Raw genomic sequence first — 16,051 nt, forward strand, 5'->3', positions numbered from 1 at the left:
TCAAACCGGCTGGCGGACACCACGTGGGCGACTCTTTCTACGCGGTTTCTCATACCATGCCGTTCGGCTCAGAACTCGATCGGACGCCGCCCGCCTTTGGCGCCTCGATGTAGCCAACGAGGCGGCTGCGGGTTCCACACCATCCAAGTGCGGTGGGCCCGCGTCGCAGAGCTCAAACACGACCGATCCGGCCCGCTGTCGTAGGGACTTTTCCGCGGGGAGTGATTCGTGTTGACTCGAATAAATTGCCGCCGAACGAAGGGCTTGCCAATGGTTGCGCCGACTGCGCCGCTGAGTCGGATGCGACGTGTCTTTCTCATTGTGGTTGACAACGGTCTCGAACTTGCGACGTACGCCGATGTGCCGGTGTCGACGGGTCTCGGCGAGTTTCTTGACATGGTCGTCAAGTCGACCCTTGAGCACGACGTCGACCAGATCAGCCGCCTACAGAATTCCTCAGATTGCGTCGTTTTCGACGACGCAATGCAGCAGCTACCCAACGACATTCGCGTCGGCTCAATTCCAGCGCCAGGAATTCTATACATCATTCCGAAGGCAGCGACGTCCCTGGCCGACCTAGGGCGTGTCTCCTAAATCCTGTGGCGGCTGGCTGGAATGCTTGAGGGGTGTCGCGAACTTCTGTCTTGAGTGATGATCAGTGGTCCCGGATCGAGCCGTTGTTGCCGAGTTCTGACGGGATGCGTGGGCGTCCGTTCCGGAGCAATCGCAAAGTCGTTGAAGGCATCATTTACCGGTACCGATGTGGGATTGCCTGGCGGGACCTTCCCGCGGAGTTCGGTCCGTGGCAGACGGTTTGGAAGCGGCACCGCCGGTACGCGTCCGACGGAACGTGGGACCGGGTCCACGGACAGCTTCTGGCCGAAGCGGACGCCGCCGGAGTGATCGACTGGACGGTTTCTGTGGACTCGACCATCAATCGAGCCCACCAGCACGGGACGAACCTTCCCCGCGCCACAGGGGGAACTCCCGAATTACAAGAAACTGTTTGCTGAACCCCCGGATCACGCCGCCGGCCGCTCCCGCGGCGGGCTGAGCACCAAGATCCACCACGCCTGCGACGGCAAAGGCCGACCATTGGTAATGATTCTTGGCCCCGGTCAGGGCGGCGATTCGCCCATGTTTCCGGTCGTCATGGAGGCAGTACGGGTTCCCCGCCTCGGCGGAGGCCGTGCCAGGACCCGCCCTGATGCCGTGATGGGCGACAAGGCTTACTCGTCCAGGGCAAACCGGGCACTGCTGCGAGGACGTGGCATCAAAGCCGTCATCCCCGAACCCTCGGACCAAATAGGACACCGCAAACGACGCGGTTCACGCGGCGGACGCCCCGTGAACTTCGATGCCGAGACCTACAAAGGCCGCAACACTGTGGAGAGATCCTTCAGCCTCTTCAAACAATGGCGCGGTATCGCCACCCGCTACGACAAACTCGCACTGACCTATCGAGCCGGCGTCGTCCTCTACGCCGTTGTCATCTGGCTACGCCAATAAGGAGACACGCCCTAGGCCTAGTGGACGACGACGAGGGTGCAGCCATAGAGCCATTAAATCTCAAGCTGCACTTCTTCCGAGAACTCGCGTACCATATCGTTCGCCTCAGCGACTCGGCTGGCCCTCGGCTGGCGCGGTTTCTTGCTGGTCCGGATACCTTGTTTGAGCCCGACCCCCTACCGACCTATGACGCGTTCATCAGCTTCACTGCACCGGACTTCCTCATAGCGTCCGACCTGACGCTGAAGCTCAATAGTCGGGGTCTGAACTGTTTCCTGGCAAATACGACCATTGCCGCCGGGTCGCTTTGGAACGATGAGCTACGGATAGCGCTCAAGGCGTCGCGTAATCTTGTTCTTGTTGCATCAGGCCAAGTCGCTGGGAGCTCGTGGGCGCTCAGCGAGATCGGTGCGGCGTGGATCCTGGACATTGCGATTATCGTCGTGCCTGCGGGGGACACGCCATGGGTCCCCGCTCCTTTGCTCGCCCGCGATGACGTGCGGCTCGTCTCGCTCGACGACATCACCACCCTGACAGGTCTCGTCACAGGCTGGAGGGCCCGATGAATCGCGATCTCTACGCTGTGCTGGTCACGTCGTCGAACGGGATCACGCCGCGAGTAAGCAGAAATGACACGCACTCACTCGTTTCCGACGTCGTACGCAGCCTCATAGCCGTGAACGACCAGCCGATGACCCCGGAAGACATGCACCTCAAAGCGATTCCCGAGGATATGACCCTGTACGAGATGTTTTCGTGGGACCAGCAATGTATCCCGTCCAAAGCGCGCGTTGGCCAGATCCCGAAGCCAGGAGTGTTTTTCGTGGTTGTGCCGATGCTCAATGGGCAGGAGGGCGGAATATACGCGCTGATGTTGCTAGTCAAGCAGCACCTATCGCGCGACGACGGGCCGGCTAAGTTCCAACGCCATATCGCAGGACCGTGGGCACACTGGTCTCCACAACCGCTGTCCACGTTCGATGTCCTCATTTCAGCGTCCGACGTCGATGATGCGGTGGCGATTGATATTGAGACCAGGCTCGCTGAGAGCGGGTTGTCAACCGAGCGATCAGTGCGGCCATCGACAGCCGAACTAGGCGACGAATCGCTTCGTCGACGACTCCTCGAATGCCAGATATTTGATGGGCCATGCCAATGCGGAGACCACGGCCGGGTATGTGCACCTAGCCCAGGACGCGCTCCCGGCCAAGTACGCGCGGGAGCGGGCGGGACAGGCGTGAGCGCCCCGGCGGTCGTCACGCTGCGGCGCCAGGGAACACCCGGACCTGCTGGTGGCCTACGCCGAGGCGGTCGCACAGCTACCGCTCGGCCCGGAGGCCTTCCTCAAGGGCGGCCTGGGCAACGTCAGCGACCGAGTACTAGCGCCCTGATTTGCGCGGGCAGTCGGTTCACAGCGGTCTGGTCGTCGACCTCGACACATTGTCGGGCCGCCATCGATGGAGGCAGCTCGGCTTTGGCTAGTCCCGATAGCACCGCCACGAACGGTTTGGTGAGCACCCAGCAGGCACCAGCCTCGATCGCGACGCGGGAGGTCCCACAAGACCAGCAGATCGATGCCGGCAACGGCCAGCTCCTCCACTAGAGGACAGCCAGGAGGAAGTCCACGTTGAGGTGACGCTGGAGTACCGAGAAACCTTCGTGGAGTCGCTGCCTGCGGCCATCAAGAAGCTGCTGGAAGGTAGCGACCTTGCCGCCGTCTTCGATCGCGTAGTCCGGAAAGAAATTCCCTCCCTTCGGGACGCCGTGCAAGATCTCAAGGGTCAGGGGGAACATGGCGAACTCGATGGTCGCGCGCTGATACTTTCGTGAGCACTGAGATTGTGCTGGTAACCGCCGAAGAACTCAAGTCATTGCGGGACAACCGGCTTACCGAGCTGTTACTCACGCTGGGCAGGAAGATGTCCGCTTCGGCAACCGTTCCGACCCCGGCGAACCGGAGGAATGAAGTGGCGATCATAATTGACCCAATGGCTTCGCTAACGCTCGGCCAGACACTCGGAAACCTCATTTCGTCCCTTGTCGAGGCCCAAGCCCAGGCAGCGCGTTCGACGGTGGAATTCATCAATGAAGTGGGCTTCATTGAGACAAAGCAGCCGGGGGAAGTACCGGGTCTGCGGACTGTCGAGTTCACCTATAGGAAGCGTGATGAGAACAACGTGGAGGCTGATGTGGGCGTTGTAGATGATCCGGGTCTTGTCCCATGCGCCAGCCTTGCCGGCGTACTTCATCTTCGTTACCGCGTATCGGGCGTAGTCGTCCTGCTGGACGGCCAGACCGGTGGCCACCTCGTTCAGCGGGTGAGGCTCTAGCGACTCGTAGCCGATATGGAGGGCGGAGAGTTCGCGGCCGGCGGTCGCAAAGGCACGGAACCGGTCAGAGCCAGGAACCTGCGGGATGCGCGGCAGCATCTTCTTCAGGTCAGCGGCGAACCTCGTCCGGTATTCGGGGGAAACGTATCCATATCCCGCTGGCAATACCGGCTGGCTCATCCGCTGGTCGAACTGACCAACCATGCCGGCCAGGCCCGAACAGCTGGAGGAACTCGGCCCGTTCCTGGCCCTGTGCGGCGGATAGGAAAGCGATGGGGAGCCGGTATTCTGCCAGACCTAAATGCGACCGTGGAGCCACCGTTAAAAGGACATTCCCTTCTCACCGCCTAGAGATGATGTTTGGCCCTCGCGCGGTGGACAGCTCATAGCGCAAGATGGTCACGGTGACTGTTTCGGCGTCGGCAGAGTCATCTCTTGTTGTTGACCGGACGTTGTCTTGGGGGTGCGGTGATGCGGGTGTTCGTGAGTTATCGGCGGTCGACAGGGCGTTGGGTCGCGCGTGCGCTGCGGCAGGCTCTGGAAGCGCGGGACATCGAGGTGTTCCTCGATGTGGAGGACATCGACTCGGGGCGGTTTGAATCCGTCATTCTCAACCAAATCGAGTTGTGCGAGCACTTCGTCGTGTTGCTCGATGAGTCGACGATGACCGGGCTCGGCTCCTCCGGGGACTGGGTAGGGCGCGAGCTGGACCGGGCGTTGATGTTTGGGAAGAATGTGGTGCCGGTATTAGTCGACGGCGCGAGTTTGAGCTCGGTTTCGCCGGATTTCGTACGTCGTCGTGAGCTGCTTGAACTCAACGCACTGCAATTGTTGGACACGCTGTTCGACCAGGCCGTCAACGTCTTGGTCGAGCGATTTTTGAAGCAACCCAACTTGGAGGAAGTACGCCGCCGCACAGCCGAAGAACATTACGACAGAGGTCTGGATGCGACGGACCGAGAGGACTGGGCGGTCGCGGAGTCGGAGTTCGAACAAGCGGCAGCTGCGCAACCCCGGCCGGAGTATCTGTTGGGGCGGGGTGTTGCGCGTTTCCAACAGGGCAAGACCGGTGCCGCGTTAACCGATTTCGACGCCGCCATAGCCGCGGATCCATTCAACTTCGACCTGATGAATGAAAAGTACGACGCTCTTCAGAGACTCGATCGCCTCAGCGAGGCGTTGAACCTGGTGACGTCATGGCGTGCCCAGGCCAGAGAGCGTGCTGTGACGTTTGCACGCCGGATAGTCGACCGCCTTGATAGCGGCGAGGACCTCGCGACTACGGTCCACTCGGTGCCCGAACTGGAACGGCTGTATGACATCCTGCCTGAGTACGAGGCGGTGGGTGCGTCGTTGGCGTGCCTTATCGAGCACCTTGAGGATGAACTACAGACAAGGCTGACTGACGAACTCGCAAAATGGAAGCAGGCGCATCCATTGGCCGGACACTGACCCGCAGAGGGGATCTCGCGGGCAGGAGTGGAAACGTCCACGCAACATGTTGGGAATCCATCAAGTGAAGGCCAATTTTCCTTGACGTTTGGGAGTACATACCAGAGCGATAACCGTACCTATCCTGTGCGATCTTCATCGACACGTACCAAGGTTCGAATCGTAGCGATTTCTACGACTCGTTCTTGCTGTCTAAAGGCTTTCCCCCGGCACCCCATTCGTGGGGAAGGACCGGGCCGCGATGATCTCATCGATGGCGTCGATAAGTGCTGGCGCCTCACATACCAAGGCGAGGATGCGGGCGTACTGGACGAGCAGGATGCGCAATCGCTCTAGCTCGTCTCTCAACTCATTGGCTCGTTCCCATGCCTCTTCGTGATCTGCCATCGATCTCTCGGTCGGGCGCAGGCTTTCCCACCGCTGTAACTCCGGGTGCCACCTAGCGAGCACGGGGCGGAGGACCGCGTTCAAGATCCAAATGGCCAAATGCCCCAGCCGGTACTCGCCGATTTCGGGCGCTCGAGCAACCGCCGGCCCATACTTCCGCAAAACTTCGCGCGTCGTTCCGAAGAGCGAGTAAAGGGAATTTAAGGCCTCTCTCAGAAGTCCTTCGCGACGGCCTAGCGGAGCCACGGCTATTCTGGTGACGAGCTCCACGTAAAGCTCCCACGCCGCATCGCGCTCGGCTACGTCCGGAACCCATTTCCCGGACAGCTTGGCTGGCCCCCAACCTAGCTCGACACCCACTTCTTTAAGTGGCATTAAGCCTCCCCCTATTTCAGGGCCTAGCATTCTTTTCCTGGCTGGCTCCAAGACCCTACGCTTAGTGTGAAAGGACTGCAAGACTATCCGTCATCCAACCAGCATGCTCAAGTCCGTGAGCCTTCAATGACAGTCTCTACCAGTAATTCGATGCCAGTCTCTACCAATAAACGGTCCGACCATGTATACATCTCATATGCCAAGGTTGGCCCGGACGGCAGCACGCGGCGGTCGAGAACGGGCTCAATACCTTCGGCAGTAGTGGAGGCTTCAGCCACTCTGCGGGGTGTCAGTCCAAACGTGGATCCACTTTTTTCAGACACTCCCGTACCTCCGGCTCGTCGCTGATTGAACGTGGCCGCTAACCGGTTGCCGAGTCATGGCGGAGTGGGGTTGCCACGACCGTAGTCTCGGTCCACACTAGGATCCAGACTTCGTGATGAGTAGCGGGGGGTCAGTATGTTGTTCCGACGACAACCCCGGGATAGTTCGACGAGTCCGCGGATCTTCATTAGTTATCGTCGTGTTGACTCAGAACAATACGCTTACAAGTTGCGCGATCGGCTGATGGGTGCTTTTCCACGTGCGCAGGTCTTCATCGACATTCATGCGATACTTCCGGGTCAAGATTTTCCACTGAAGATTGCAAAGGCAATTCGTGATACAACCGTCTTTCTTGCACTCATCGGATCGGACTGGGAGGGGATGGAGTCAGGAGGCCGCCGTCGCAGGATCGACGACGAACGTGACTTCGTTCATGTTGAGGTGGCGACGGCTCTAGAACTTAATGCGCACGTACTACCCATCCTGATCGAAAGAGCAGACCCGCCCTCGCCGGAGACCCTGCCGCTTGACGTCGGAATGATTAGTCGGATCAACGCGCGGCGGCTTCGGCATGCAACCTTCGACTCGGACTTCCAGATCATCGTTGAAGATATACGCAAGATCCTGAAAGCCCCCAAGTCTCCGGCAAGCAAATTTCCGACCGAGCTGGTCGGCCAATGGATTAGTACGGGGATGGGAGACGCAATCCTGCAGTACGACTTCTATTCCAACGGCACATATCAACATGTTGGAATCTTGAGGCAACAAGTGCAGAAAGGCACCTTCGAGATGGAGGTCTTCCATGAAGGCGCAGCGACCGTCTCAGGTTCTTCCATAACTCTTGAAGCCTTCAGGGCCACTGCTAGCCGCCGTCACCCAGACTTTTCCACCGAAGACTACTCGGACCAGCCTCGCCGCGCGGAAACCGTATCGTTAACCTGGCGACTGCAGCCGAGAGGCGGGGAGAGGTTCCTTGTACTTGGTGAGGGCTCGGCACCCGCCGTGGTATACCGCTACTTTGAAAGGCCGCGGTCGGCAACCCGAGCCCGGCAGGCTCCTGTTGCCCCCGCCGCTCCCGTCGGTGCAGGAGATACAGCGAGCGGCGCCATGATCGATTGGTTCCCTCTGTTCAGCGAAGAGCGCAGTGCCCGGTTCAACGCGTTGACGGGTTGGAAACTAATGAGCAGTCCCGGCGAAACGGTAGTCTACCTATTTGATCCTCAAGGCAGCGTGCACGACGTCGACATCAGTAAGATTCCGAAAGACGGCCAGTTCAAAAGCTTCCAAGCGAACGGTCGGCTGCTGCCCATCGAAATAGGCTGGTACGCCGGCGGCGTGCACGATGGCATCCTTCGCGACGGGACCTACGGCAAATATGAGGTGGCGGCCGGTTATATCGGGCGTTGGGTCAACGCGTAAGGGGCTCTACGAAACGCCTCCAGCCTTGACACCGCCCCGCCCAGTCAGCAGAAGGGCACCTATGGACGAAGGATGTCGCTAAAAACGGCCCAGCATTGGATGAAGGGGCTCCTCCCAGATGCTTACTTCCTCACCGGCCGACGTTCTCGTGAGGTACCGGAGGATGTCGGCGAACGTCTCGCTACCGCCTTTATGATTGCCGACGGATCTCGTCCAGCTATCCCCGCCCTGCGCCGCGTTAACAGCAGAGAGACAGCAATGCAACACCAATCAACAAGCGCAAATCGCATTGCTGGCCGAGATAACAGGCTCGGATGCGCCGCGAGTTCACCGCCGAATGGGACCAGCGCTATCCGGCCATCGTGCGGCATTGGGAAGCCTCGTGGGCTGAATTCGTGCCGTTCCTGGAGGACTACGTGGAGATCCGGCGGGTGGATGCTGGAAGCGCTGCGGCTATTTGCCCGTGGCGAGGCCAAGGAGTTACTCACCCTCTACGAGACTTTCATGGTCACCAACAACATCATCGACAGCGCCGAGCCAGGTCCTGGCCCAGCACGTCGCGCTCACCAGCAACGACTTCACACTCGCCGCGCTCTTCCGGCCAGCACCGCCCTTGGTGGTCCTGAACCTGACGGCGGACACCGGCATAGCAACCGGAAACCATGGCGATAGCCTTATCAGCCCCCCTGGCGGCCAGCAATCCATCACGATCGAGGAGACGACCAGACTATTCACGGAGGTGGCCAACCTCGAACTCGGCTTCAGCTGATACCGACAACGGAAGGCAGGCTCTGGGCGACGGATCAGCGGCAGGGGGTCACGGCCAGTCGCAGTGCCGAAAAACGGCACGGCATACCTGAACTATGGAGCCTCAGTCCACCAAGACTCCAGCGGCCCATTAGAGTCGACCGGGTAGCCAAGTTCAAATTGCAGCCTATTCTAAGGCAAGTAGATTTGGTCGAGTCCAAGACGTTGTTGCTCCGATGATGGGAGGCGGCCCCCCGCTCTAGTTTCAGCTACGTATCTCCATGACGTCGTGTCTGTGTTGATTAAGGTCAGGACCCCTCCAACCCCGGCGCAGGCTAAGGAGAGGCCGGAGGGTGCAAAAGCAAGCTTGTGTATTTGCGAAGCGGGCACTTCGAGACGTGCCATGATTCCTCCGCTTGGAGCATCCATGAGCAATAAACGTCCGCCTTGAGTAACGCCAGCGACTATGCGTTCGTCAGGGGAGCAGGCGACCGCGTGGAAAGTCGCGGTCTCTACTGACCAGAGATCGGTCCGGGTCTCGACGTCGCGGAGGAGGAGGCGTCCGGAGCGGAATGCAACGGGAACGAGACGCCCGGAAGGAACCATGTAAGAAGCCGGCCAGTCCTTACCGGGCCAGGTGACTTCGTCGATGAGTTTGCCTTCTTCGTAGATCTCGACTGCTGGTGTCGCTTCTGGTCGGAGCCGTGTCTGCAAACCAAAAGTAGCCGGAAGGTCAGTCACTTCAGTCTTATCTGTATTGAGGTTCCATATGTAGGAAACCTCTTTGTAGCCTTCCGCGATCAGCTTCCGACTTTCACTGAATGCAAGTCCTATCGGGGTTATGGGGAGGCTCACGCTAGGCCCGGGAAACCAACCGGAGATGTCCCACGTGGAAATCGTGGGGCGTTCTGATGTTGGCCGAGATGGATTAGCTACCCATGCAACTAGCTGGCCATCCGGAGAAAAAGCTACAGCCATAGCGGCTTGAATCACACTGGGAACGTCCAAGGCGCTGAAGGGAACCTGACGCGTAAGGGTTGATGAGGCGCTGGTCCTCAACTGACATTTGTCAGTCCCCCTGGCCACGACCCATGAACCGTCTTCACCCACAAGAAGGTCACTGAGGCCGCGGGGCAATCCTTGTTGATCAAGGACGGGCGTTTGTGGCGACGAAAGGGCCCAGACTAGAAGCCGCCCGCCCGTCGCGACAGCAACGTGCTCGCCAGGTGCGTCGATAGCCAATCCATCCATAAATCCGGGAGGCCCTTGCAGTGCGCCCTCAAGGCTTGAACTGTTGTAGGGTACTGGCCAGACTGTCACCGCTCCGCCATCCAGTTGCCCTACCGCCATTTTTTTGAAACTCGGGGTGATGGCTCTTGGCCCTGGACGTGCAAGAGTAAACAGTTGGCCCTGTTTCGTGAGTTGCCCTTCAGAAAGGTCGTAGCGCAAGAGGTCTGCCCAATCGCCGATCCATAGCTCATCTCCTGTCCACCTCATCGCTAAAAGGTGCCGGCAGGAAAGTTCCCGAAGCTCGCCGCTCTCGACTGTGCAGATGATGACTTTGTTGTGGGAAGCGCAAGCGACATGTACGAGGGTTTCGTCAGGAGCAATCAATAAGACGGGTTCATCCATGACCTTTATAATCCGTTTTACGTCAGGACCATGGCAGGCTACAAAACCGTCAAGATAGCCTGCTGCCAGACCACCCTGACTAATACCGAGTGCGGTGGGGCCATGGCCGGGCCGAGGGCACGCCAAAGTCGCATGAGTCACGGGTGCGGCCGGGGTCAATACGTCAATCATCCCGTCTGCATGAGCCAACACAACTTTTTCAGTTCCAGGTCCAGGGAAAGCAGCAATGGCGGTAACTATTCCATGTGATCCCTCCACAGAAGTAGTCCCAGACGAGTACTCCAAGAGGCTAGATAAGGTGTTACGAGTTTCCGGGACGTCGTCAAGCTCATTAGCTGTCGCAGCCATCTGCAATGCTAAACTCGCATTTGTTTCGATCATCATGTCGGCATGTTGTGCAATTCGGCGCGCGAGCCCCTTCCTGTGCTCGCGCCAATGCAAACCGACCAAATATGCCTTTGGTATATCCCGCACTTTCGAGGAGAAATCCGCAATTTTGTCCCTGAACCACTCATCGTTAATGCTGAAATTCCGAGACTTGGCCTCGCGGAAATCCACCCACTTAGGCATGGACTTGGTAGTCAACAATTCCGGCGGGAGACAGGAAGTGCTCGCTGTGAAGCGAGACAGCACCGCGTCCCAGCCGATCTCACCACTACCGATGCCTAGCAGCAGGCGCTCGGGTCCGCGGGCACTTAGCCAATGCTCGATCTCGGCCCGGACCCAGTATGAGGCAGCTGCTTCGGGGGATGCGAGATAAATAAGCCAGTCGGAGGCGTCAAGGTGAGCCATAAGTTCCGCGGCCAAATCAATGGTGGCGGGCTGCTCGGAAACGTCACGGAAAACATTCAGGGCACGGGGGCTGTCCCACGGTTTGCCGAACGTCACCAGGCCTTGTTCGACAGCTGCCCCTAATTGTGCCGACGCTACTGTTGAATATGAGATGAATACGTCATGATCATAACTATCTGCTTGGGGCATCAGTACCTCCAGTTCATTAAGTCACCCCAGAGGCTAACGGTCCTCAGTTAACTCCTTCGCTAATTCATTCCTATAGGTTACCTAATGCGCGTTACTGTTCCGTTACAGCTATTGGATGATATCTGCGAGTTGGGCAATAGCTTTTTCCGCGCGCTTTAGTGCAAGAGGGAAGCGCTCGGCGTCAATGAGCGTTTTCCCGTTCGTGGCTCAACTGAATTCTCCGCAGGGCAGCTTTCACGCTCTTGGTAAACCAGCCTAAGGCGAGTCACGAAGGCGTCAACCGCGAACTGGGGTATAACGTTTCCCGAAGGTTCGCACGACACCTGAGATTGCGGCGTAGGCTAAACGTCTGCCGCCTTCGCCGCTGTCCGTTCAGATCTTTTATGTCCGCACCGTCAGCTCCCCGACGATGAGTTGACGCAGGCGCTTTATATGCTCGTCGTCAGAGTCGACTTTGGCAATCACTGGACGCAAGCGTCAGCCTCTTCGCTGGTGGTAATTTATGTCTGATCCAGGACGGAGTGCCCTTGTTCACCATCTCGCGTCGGCTCGGACACGCCTCTACACGGACCACAGAGCAGGTGTACGGGCGCTTGATATGCGCTGCACAGAGTCATGGCTCTGCGACGGTGCCGCCAGCGATATTACCTATGCTTGAACCGTTCGAACGAGTGCCCCTTACGGAAGCAACGTGTTTCAAAGCGGTTCAGCCCTGACGCATCGCGGAGCCCCGTCGTTGCTCTTCACATACTTCGTCCACGTCCAGGGACATATCCAAATCACTCCCGAAGCCCCTCCTAAAAGCCGACAACCGACGTTCGCTTAGTCCGGCAACTCGGCGAGGGAGCAACATCCGAGGGAAGCGGCGTTGAAATCGCTCCAACCGCATGGCGCAGGTACGGGTAGACGGTCTCCCTGCTAATGCCGTAGTCACGGGCAAGGAGGGCTTTCGGGGCGCCGGCGTCGACGCGCTGAACCAGCCCCGCTGCCCGTTCCGGCCTTTGTAGGCGCCGCGTTGCCTGGCCAGGGCGATGCCTTCTCTCTGGCGTTCCCTGATGAGTGAGCGTTCCAATTCAGCGAAGGCACCCATGAGCGAGATCATGAGGCTGGCCATGGGGAGTCCTCGCCTGTGAAAAACAGGCTCTCTTCAACAAACTCCACCCGCACGCCCTTGCGTGTCAGGCCCTGGACGAGACCAGGGATAGACAGTAACGCTGCAGTAACGCATTCCAGAATGTACTGGCTACAAGTGTCATCATTGACGGGACCTGCTGCTGGAAGGTCGCAGGCACATGAAAGGCGTCAGGAGGAGATATGTCGCTGAACCTTGACGTGGAGAAGGTTCCGCTTGAAAGCATTCCAGCCATCAAAAGGTACCTTCACAGTAAAGGGTATACCGCAAAAGTCATACTTGACGATGTTGCCTTTGAACGCATTAGCAACCTTGTAACGGGGGACAAACGGTATCAACTAACACCCTTGAGCGAACTTCGATACATGGAAGGGCTCCTAGATTTGCCTTTGGGCTACATTGAGGAGTTTGGCTTTATACCATCTGATGAAACCCGCATTTGTGTTTGTGGTCGGGTCCCAAGTGCCCTAGATGTAGTGCACACGGCATTAGCCCATGGTATCCACAGCAAAACACTCCTTCGGGACACCATTTATGGGAACGAGAACATATTCGAGATGTCCAGCTCTGGGCGTGAATTTGCATGCTTGAGTTGCGGTAACCGGCATCTCATGGCGGTTTATCACCATAAACGTAATTACATGTACGCCTAGGGCAAGGGGAACATAAGGTCGATAAACACCGATTAGAGAGGGGTAGTATGGCCGGATCAGGTTCCGTGTTCCTCAGTCATGCCTGGCTCGATCAGAATGAACAGCGCATGGCGGAGAACCCGCGTCGCGGGTTGGCTCCGATGCTGCGAAACTGTCTCATGAAGCTAGGAATCAATGTCTTTTTTGACGATGCCGATATTGACGACTTCGATGCGATCGAAGCCCGAGTTCGGTCAGGAATGGCCGAGTCAGTTTTGTTTGTGTGTTGGTACTCCGACGCGTACGCCAGCCGAAGAGCATGCCATTGGGAGCTTACGGCTGCTGTAGCCGTAGATCCGTCTCGCGTCTTCGTTGTCAACCCCGAGCCAACCATGGAACACATCTTGCCGACGTCGCTGCGCGCAAATCTGATTGCGGCCGCGCCGCGGGTGGAGGACACTGAGGGCTGGGCTGCGCTTGCCCGTCGAGTAGTAGACCGTGCTAATGCGACGCACGGCACCTTCACACAGCTTGTAGATGCGGATGCCGTCCCTTGGTATGGCGACCCGCCTTCAAGGTTCAATCGGTTCGTGGGCCGCGCGTCGGAACTCTGGGCGCTAGATGGGTTGCTACGGCCACCCCCTACTGTTGCTGGTGGCGCACCCGTACCTCCTGCTGTCGTCGTTCAGGGCATGGGTGGATTAGGCAAGACCGCACTAGTAAGCGAATACGCCAACCGATTCGCTGCGGCCTACCCAGGCGGAATCTTCTGGCTCCGGCTTAGCATCCCAACCGAGGGTGAGCAAGGCGCAAAGCAAGTCCAGCCTCTACTCAAGACTCAGCTCGGACTTATTGCCCGTCAGTTGCGCCCCCTCCAGATCCTTCCGGGTGACGCCGATCTTGCTGACCAGCCTCCGAATCAAGACGATGTCATCGCCGACCATCTCGGCTCACTCGACGGGCCCTTCCTATGGGTTGTCGACGACCTCCCAGCCGGCCTATCTGCCGACGAGTTCGATTCCGTGCTGCCACCGATCAGAGGGGGCCGAACCGTAGTCACTACCCAGGGATCGGCCTACCGACACATGCCCAATCTGCCGCTCAAACTTATGGACGACGAAGAGGCCGTCGAACTGCTCCTGGCTCAGAGGTCTAAGGCCGAGGAAGCGGACGAGAACGACGCCCTCGAATTAGTTGTGAAGCTAGGTCACCTCCCTTTGGCGATCGAAGTCGTCGGCGCCTTAGTCGCCCTGCCCGGTTCTTCCGCCGGCTCCCTACTCGCCGAGCTCAATAAGCCGGGAGCCGAACTGGCCTTAGTCGAGGAAGCGGCCGCCAATGCCTGGACTTCCGTTTCTCCAACTGGGCACACGAGCAGCGCGATGGCCACCTTTGCGCCGAGCATTCGCCGGCTTAGGGAGGAAGCCTTCATTATGCTCGCAGTGGCAGCAACAGCTAACGTGGGGCCACTGCCTGTGCACACTTTAGTGGCGGTAGTGCGGCACTTCATTAGCGGGGAACTAACCAACTCCGGGACTCGCCAAGCGCTAGGTGAGTTACTCAATCTTTCCTTGGTTCGCACTTTAGATCCAGACACCATCGAACTGCATGGCCTCGTCGGCTTCTCGGCGCTCCAATACATCCAAAAACTTGAGAACTTCCACGCCGCCGTCATTGAGGACCTGTCAATCCAAATCGTTACCGATATTGGGGATGTCGAGGACATCTCTACTCATGGCGATAAACGGCGGCTTGCCGCCTTCGGAGTATCTCTTGCGCTCCGGTCAGCATTACCGACCGACACGTTTGACCTTCGCGCGTTACGCGTCTTGGGTCGCTTTTTGCATGTCGAGCAGCGCTACCCGGAAGCGGCGCAGATCCATGCTCTGGCGGTCGACAAGACGCATTTGAAGAGTGGCGGAGCGGAAACGCGGGAATCACTTATCGTCGCTGCAAATCTAGCGCTCGATCTCGGAAAGGCCGAGCCTGGTTCTACGGTCCAGGATTTTGAGGCGATACTTGCTGCATTGACGCGCCTCTTTGGATCAGATGATCGCGACACGCTAACCGTCCAACATAACCTTGCGAACGCAATTTTCGCTGTGGAGCCGGAACGTTCACGACGGCTCCACCTCGATGCTTACGAGCGCCGCCTCAGGACGCTCGGTCCTGACGATCCACACACGCTATTCTCGTTACATAGCCTGCTCTCGCAGGGCATTACTCCAAGCCCCTATCCAGACGCAATCGCGGCATATACCGACCTCGTTGCCCGGCGCACTCACGTGCTCGGCGAGGACCACACGACGACTTTGACCAGCGTCAGCAACTTCATCGAACGATTGGTAAAAGTCGGAAATTGGGCAGAGGCGCTGCCGTTAGCACGCAGGCTCGTGGAACGTTGCAGCGCCCTCTACGGCGTGGACCACGAAGCTACATGGGAGGCTAAAGCCCGTTTACTTCTCGTACTGTCAGGCTTGCCCGATCCACCAGACGACGAAATTTACACTCAATTAGTGACTTTTCACTCGCTCCCAGAATCAGTCGACGTCAGAGCCGTGGTTACCGGACTCGCGACAGCGGGAGAGATGCTGCGCCGCGCGGGGCGGTACAAACGCGCCCTCGATCTGCTCGAGGCTGCTTGCAATGCGGCTTCACGTCTGCCGGATAACGACACCGCTGCGCTGCTGGCCGAGCACAACCGCGCGGCGCTTATGGGAACAGCGGGCGCACCTGCGGACGCCACAGCCATCTTCGATGACCTAGTCCCGCGGATGACACACGCACTCGGCGACCAACACCGGCTAACGCTTCGAGCGCGGCGCCAGCAACTCATCATGCTGGCGAGAAGCGGCGCGGCCGGCGAGGCAATCCCACGCCAGCAAGATTTGGCTGAATATTGGCGCGAGCAGACGGGGGAGCACAGTGCGTTCTACGCCGAGGCCCTCGGCGATCTCGCTGAATCCTTCGGCCTACTGGGCCGCGCAGACGAGCAGCACAAGCATCAAGAACTCCAGCAGCGGGCAGCGACAGACGTTGGTGGGGAAACTGGGTGGGTGTAACCGAATTGAATCCTCAGCACGACCACCGGTTGAGAACGAAGCTCTCCAAATCTCCATTCGTGTTTGGCGATC

General features: G+C 58.6%; 12 protein-coding genes and 1 pseudogene. 8 read left to right on the forward strand and 5 right to left on the reverse strand.

From position 1 onward, the window contains the following. The first annotated feature begins 270 nt into the window (after positions 1–270). From ABIA70_RS11440 to ABIA70_RS11455, 4 genes are all read left to right on the forward strand, one after another. On the forward strand, positions 271–594 hold the full coding sequence (locus ABIA70_RS11440; protein ID WP_354147676.1) for a hypothetical protein: 324 nt from the start codon (positions 271–273) through the stop codon (positions 592–594). Between the two features lie 32 nt (positions 595–626). Continuing rightward, positions 627–1,509 (forward strand): IS5 family transposase gene (locus ABIA70_RS11445; RefSeq protein WP_502917197.1). Its coding sequence is split into 2 segments (ribosomal slippage): positions 627–986 and positions 988–1,509, totalling 882 coding nucleotides; the frame shifts between segments, so codons are not numbered across the junction. 20 nt (positions 1,510–1,529) lie between these two features. Beyond that, the gene (locus tag ABIA70_RS11450; protein WP_354147677.1) at positions 1,530–2,075 is read left to right on the forward strand and encodes a toll/interleukin-1 receptor domain-containing protein; all 546 of its coding nucleotides are present in this window, start codon (positions 1,530–1,532) and stop codon (positions 2,073–2,075) included. Positions 2,076–2,983: 908 nt separating this feature from the next. Then, positions 2,984–3,112 (forward strand): hypothetical protein, encoded by a 129-nt coding sequence (locus ABIA70_RS11455; RefSeq protein WP_354147678.1) that lies wholly within the window; start codon positions 2,984–2,986, stop codon positions 3,110–3,112. Here ABIA70_RS11455 and ABIA70_RS11460 read toward each other — a convergent pair. Together ABIA70_RS11460 and ABIA70_RS11465 are read right to left on the reverse strand one after the other, a co-directional pair. After that, entirely contained in the window at positions 3,109–3,303 is a 195-nt protein-coding gene (locus ABIA70_RS11460) for a hypothetical protein (RefSeq protein WP_354147679.1), read from the reverse strand. The two genes, ABIA70_RS11455 and ABIA70_RS11460, sit on opposite strands and share 4 nt — an antisense overlap. Before the next feature lie 203 nt (positions 3,304–3,506). Next, positions 3,507–4,043, reverse strand: coding sequence for a type ISP restriction/modification enzyme (locus ABIA70_RS11465; protein WP_354147680.1), 537 nt, complete (start codon positions 4,041–4,043; stop codon positions 3,507–3,509). A 231-nt stretch (positions 4,044–4,274) separates the two neighbouring features. Here ABIA70_RS11465 and ABIA70_RS11470 point away from each other — a divergent pair, with 231 nt between their 5' ends. Beyond that, positions 4,275–5,291: a TIR domain-containing protein gene (locus ABIA70_RS11470; RefSeq protein WP_354147681.1), complete on the forward strand. Its 1,017-nt coding sequence runs from the start codon at positions 4,275–4,277 to the stop codon at positions 5,289–5,291. A gap of 192 nt (positions 5,292–5,483) precedes the next feature. Here ABIA70_RS11470 and ABIA70_RS11475 read toward each other — a convergent pair whose 3' ends face one another. After that, complete coding sequence (locus ABIA70_RS11475) at positions 5,484–6,053, reverse strand: hypothetical protein (protein WP_354147682.1); 570 nt, start codon at positions 6,051–6,053, stop codon at positions 5,484–5,486. Positions 6,054–6,512: 459 nt separating this feature from the next. Between ABIA70_RS11475 and ABIA70_RS11480 the strand changes: the two genes are divergently transcribed. Then, positions 6,513–7,796 (forward strand): toll/interleukin-1 receptor domain-containing protein, encoded by a 1,284-nt coding sequence (locus ABIA70_RS11480; RefSeq protein WP_354147683.1) that lies wholly within the window; start codon positions 6,513–6,515, stop codon positions 7,794–7,796. A gap of 939 nt (positions 7,797–8,735) precedes the next feature. Here the strand turns inward: ABIA70_RS11480 and ABIA70_RS11485 are convergent. Together ABIA70_RS11485 and ABIA70_RS11490 are read right to left on the reverse strand one after the other, a co-directional pair. Continuing rightward, positions 8,736–11,156, reverse strand: a complete 2,421-nt coding sequence (locus ABIA70_RS11485; RefSeq protein ID WP_354147684.1) for a hypothetical protein — start codon at positions 11,154–11,156, stop codon at positions 8,736–8,738. 797 nt (positions 11,157–11,953) lie between these two features. Beyond that, positions 11,954–12,353 (reverse strand): annotated as a pseudogene (locus ABIA70_RS11490) (recombinase family protein); the annotation flags it as partial. A gap of 117 nt (positions 12,354–12,470) precedes the next feature. On the opposite strand from ABIA70_RS11490, the gene ABIA70_RS11495 reads away from it, so the two are divergent. Together ABIA70_RS11495 and ABIA70_RS11500 are read left to right on the forward strand one after the other, a co-directional pair. Further along, entirely contained in the window at positions 12,471–12,941 is a 471-nt protein-coding gene (locus ABIA70_RS11495; RefSeq protein WP_354147685.1) for a DUF8243 domain-containing protein, read from the forward strand. A 47-nt stretch (positions 12,942–12,988) separates the two neighbouring features. Continuing rightward, positions 12,989–15,979 carry a TIR domain-containing protein gene (locus ABIA70_RS11500; protein WP_354147686.1) on the forward strand — a complete coding sequence of 997 codons (2,991 nt, stop codon included), beginning with the start codon at positions 12,989–12,991 and terminating at the stop codon, positions 15,977–15,979. The last annotated feature ends 72 nt before the right edge of the window (positions 15,980–16,051 follow it).

This window comes from Arthrobacter sp. 754, from assembly GCF_040548695.1.
Classification (GTDB): Bacteria; Actinomycetota; Actinomycetes; order Actinomycetales; family Micrococcaceae; genus Arthrobacter.

Excerpts from the sequence above, each read along its gene's own strand:
- ABIA70_RS11465 (WP_354147680.1), bottom strand. The coding sequence starts at position 4,043 with ATGGTTGGTCAGTTCGACCAGCGGATGAGCCAGCCGGTATTGCCAGCG.
- ABIA70_RS11475 (WP_354147682.1), bottom strand. The coding sequence starts at position 6,053 with ATGCCACTTAAAGAAGTGGGTGTCGAGCTAGGTTGGGGGCCAGCCAAG.
- ABIA70_RS11500 (WP_354147686.1), top strand. The coding sequence starts at position 12,989 with ATGGCCGGATCAGGTTCCGTGTTCCTCAGTCATGCCTGGCTCGATCAG.
- ABIA70_RS11480 (WP_354147683.1), top strand. The coding sequence starts at position 6,513 with ATGTTGTTCCGACGACAACCCCGGGATAGTTCGACGAGTCCGCGGATC.
- ABIA70_RS11495 (WP_354147685.1), top strand. The coding sequence starts at position 12,471 with ATGTCGCTGAACCTTGACGTGGAGAAGGTTCCGCTTGAAAGCATTCCA.
- ABIA70_RS11460 (WP_354147679.1), bottom strand. The coding sequence starts at position 3,303 with ATGTTCCCCCTGACCCTTGAGATCTTGCACGGCGTCCCGAAGGGAGGG.
- ABIA70_RS11440 (WP_354147676.1), top strand. The coding sequence starts at position 271 with ATGGTTGCGCCGACTGCGCCGCTGAGTCGGATGCGACGTGTCTTTCTC.
- ABIA70_RS11485 (WP_354147684.1), bottom strand. The coding sequence starts at position 11,156 with ATGCCCCAAGCAGATAGTTATGATCATGACGTATTCATCTCATATTCA.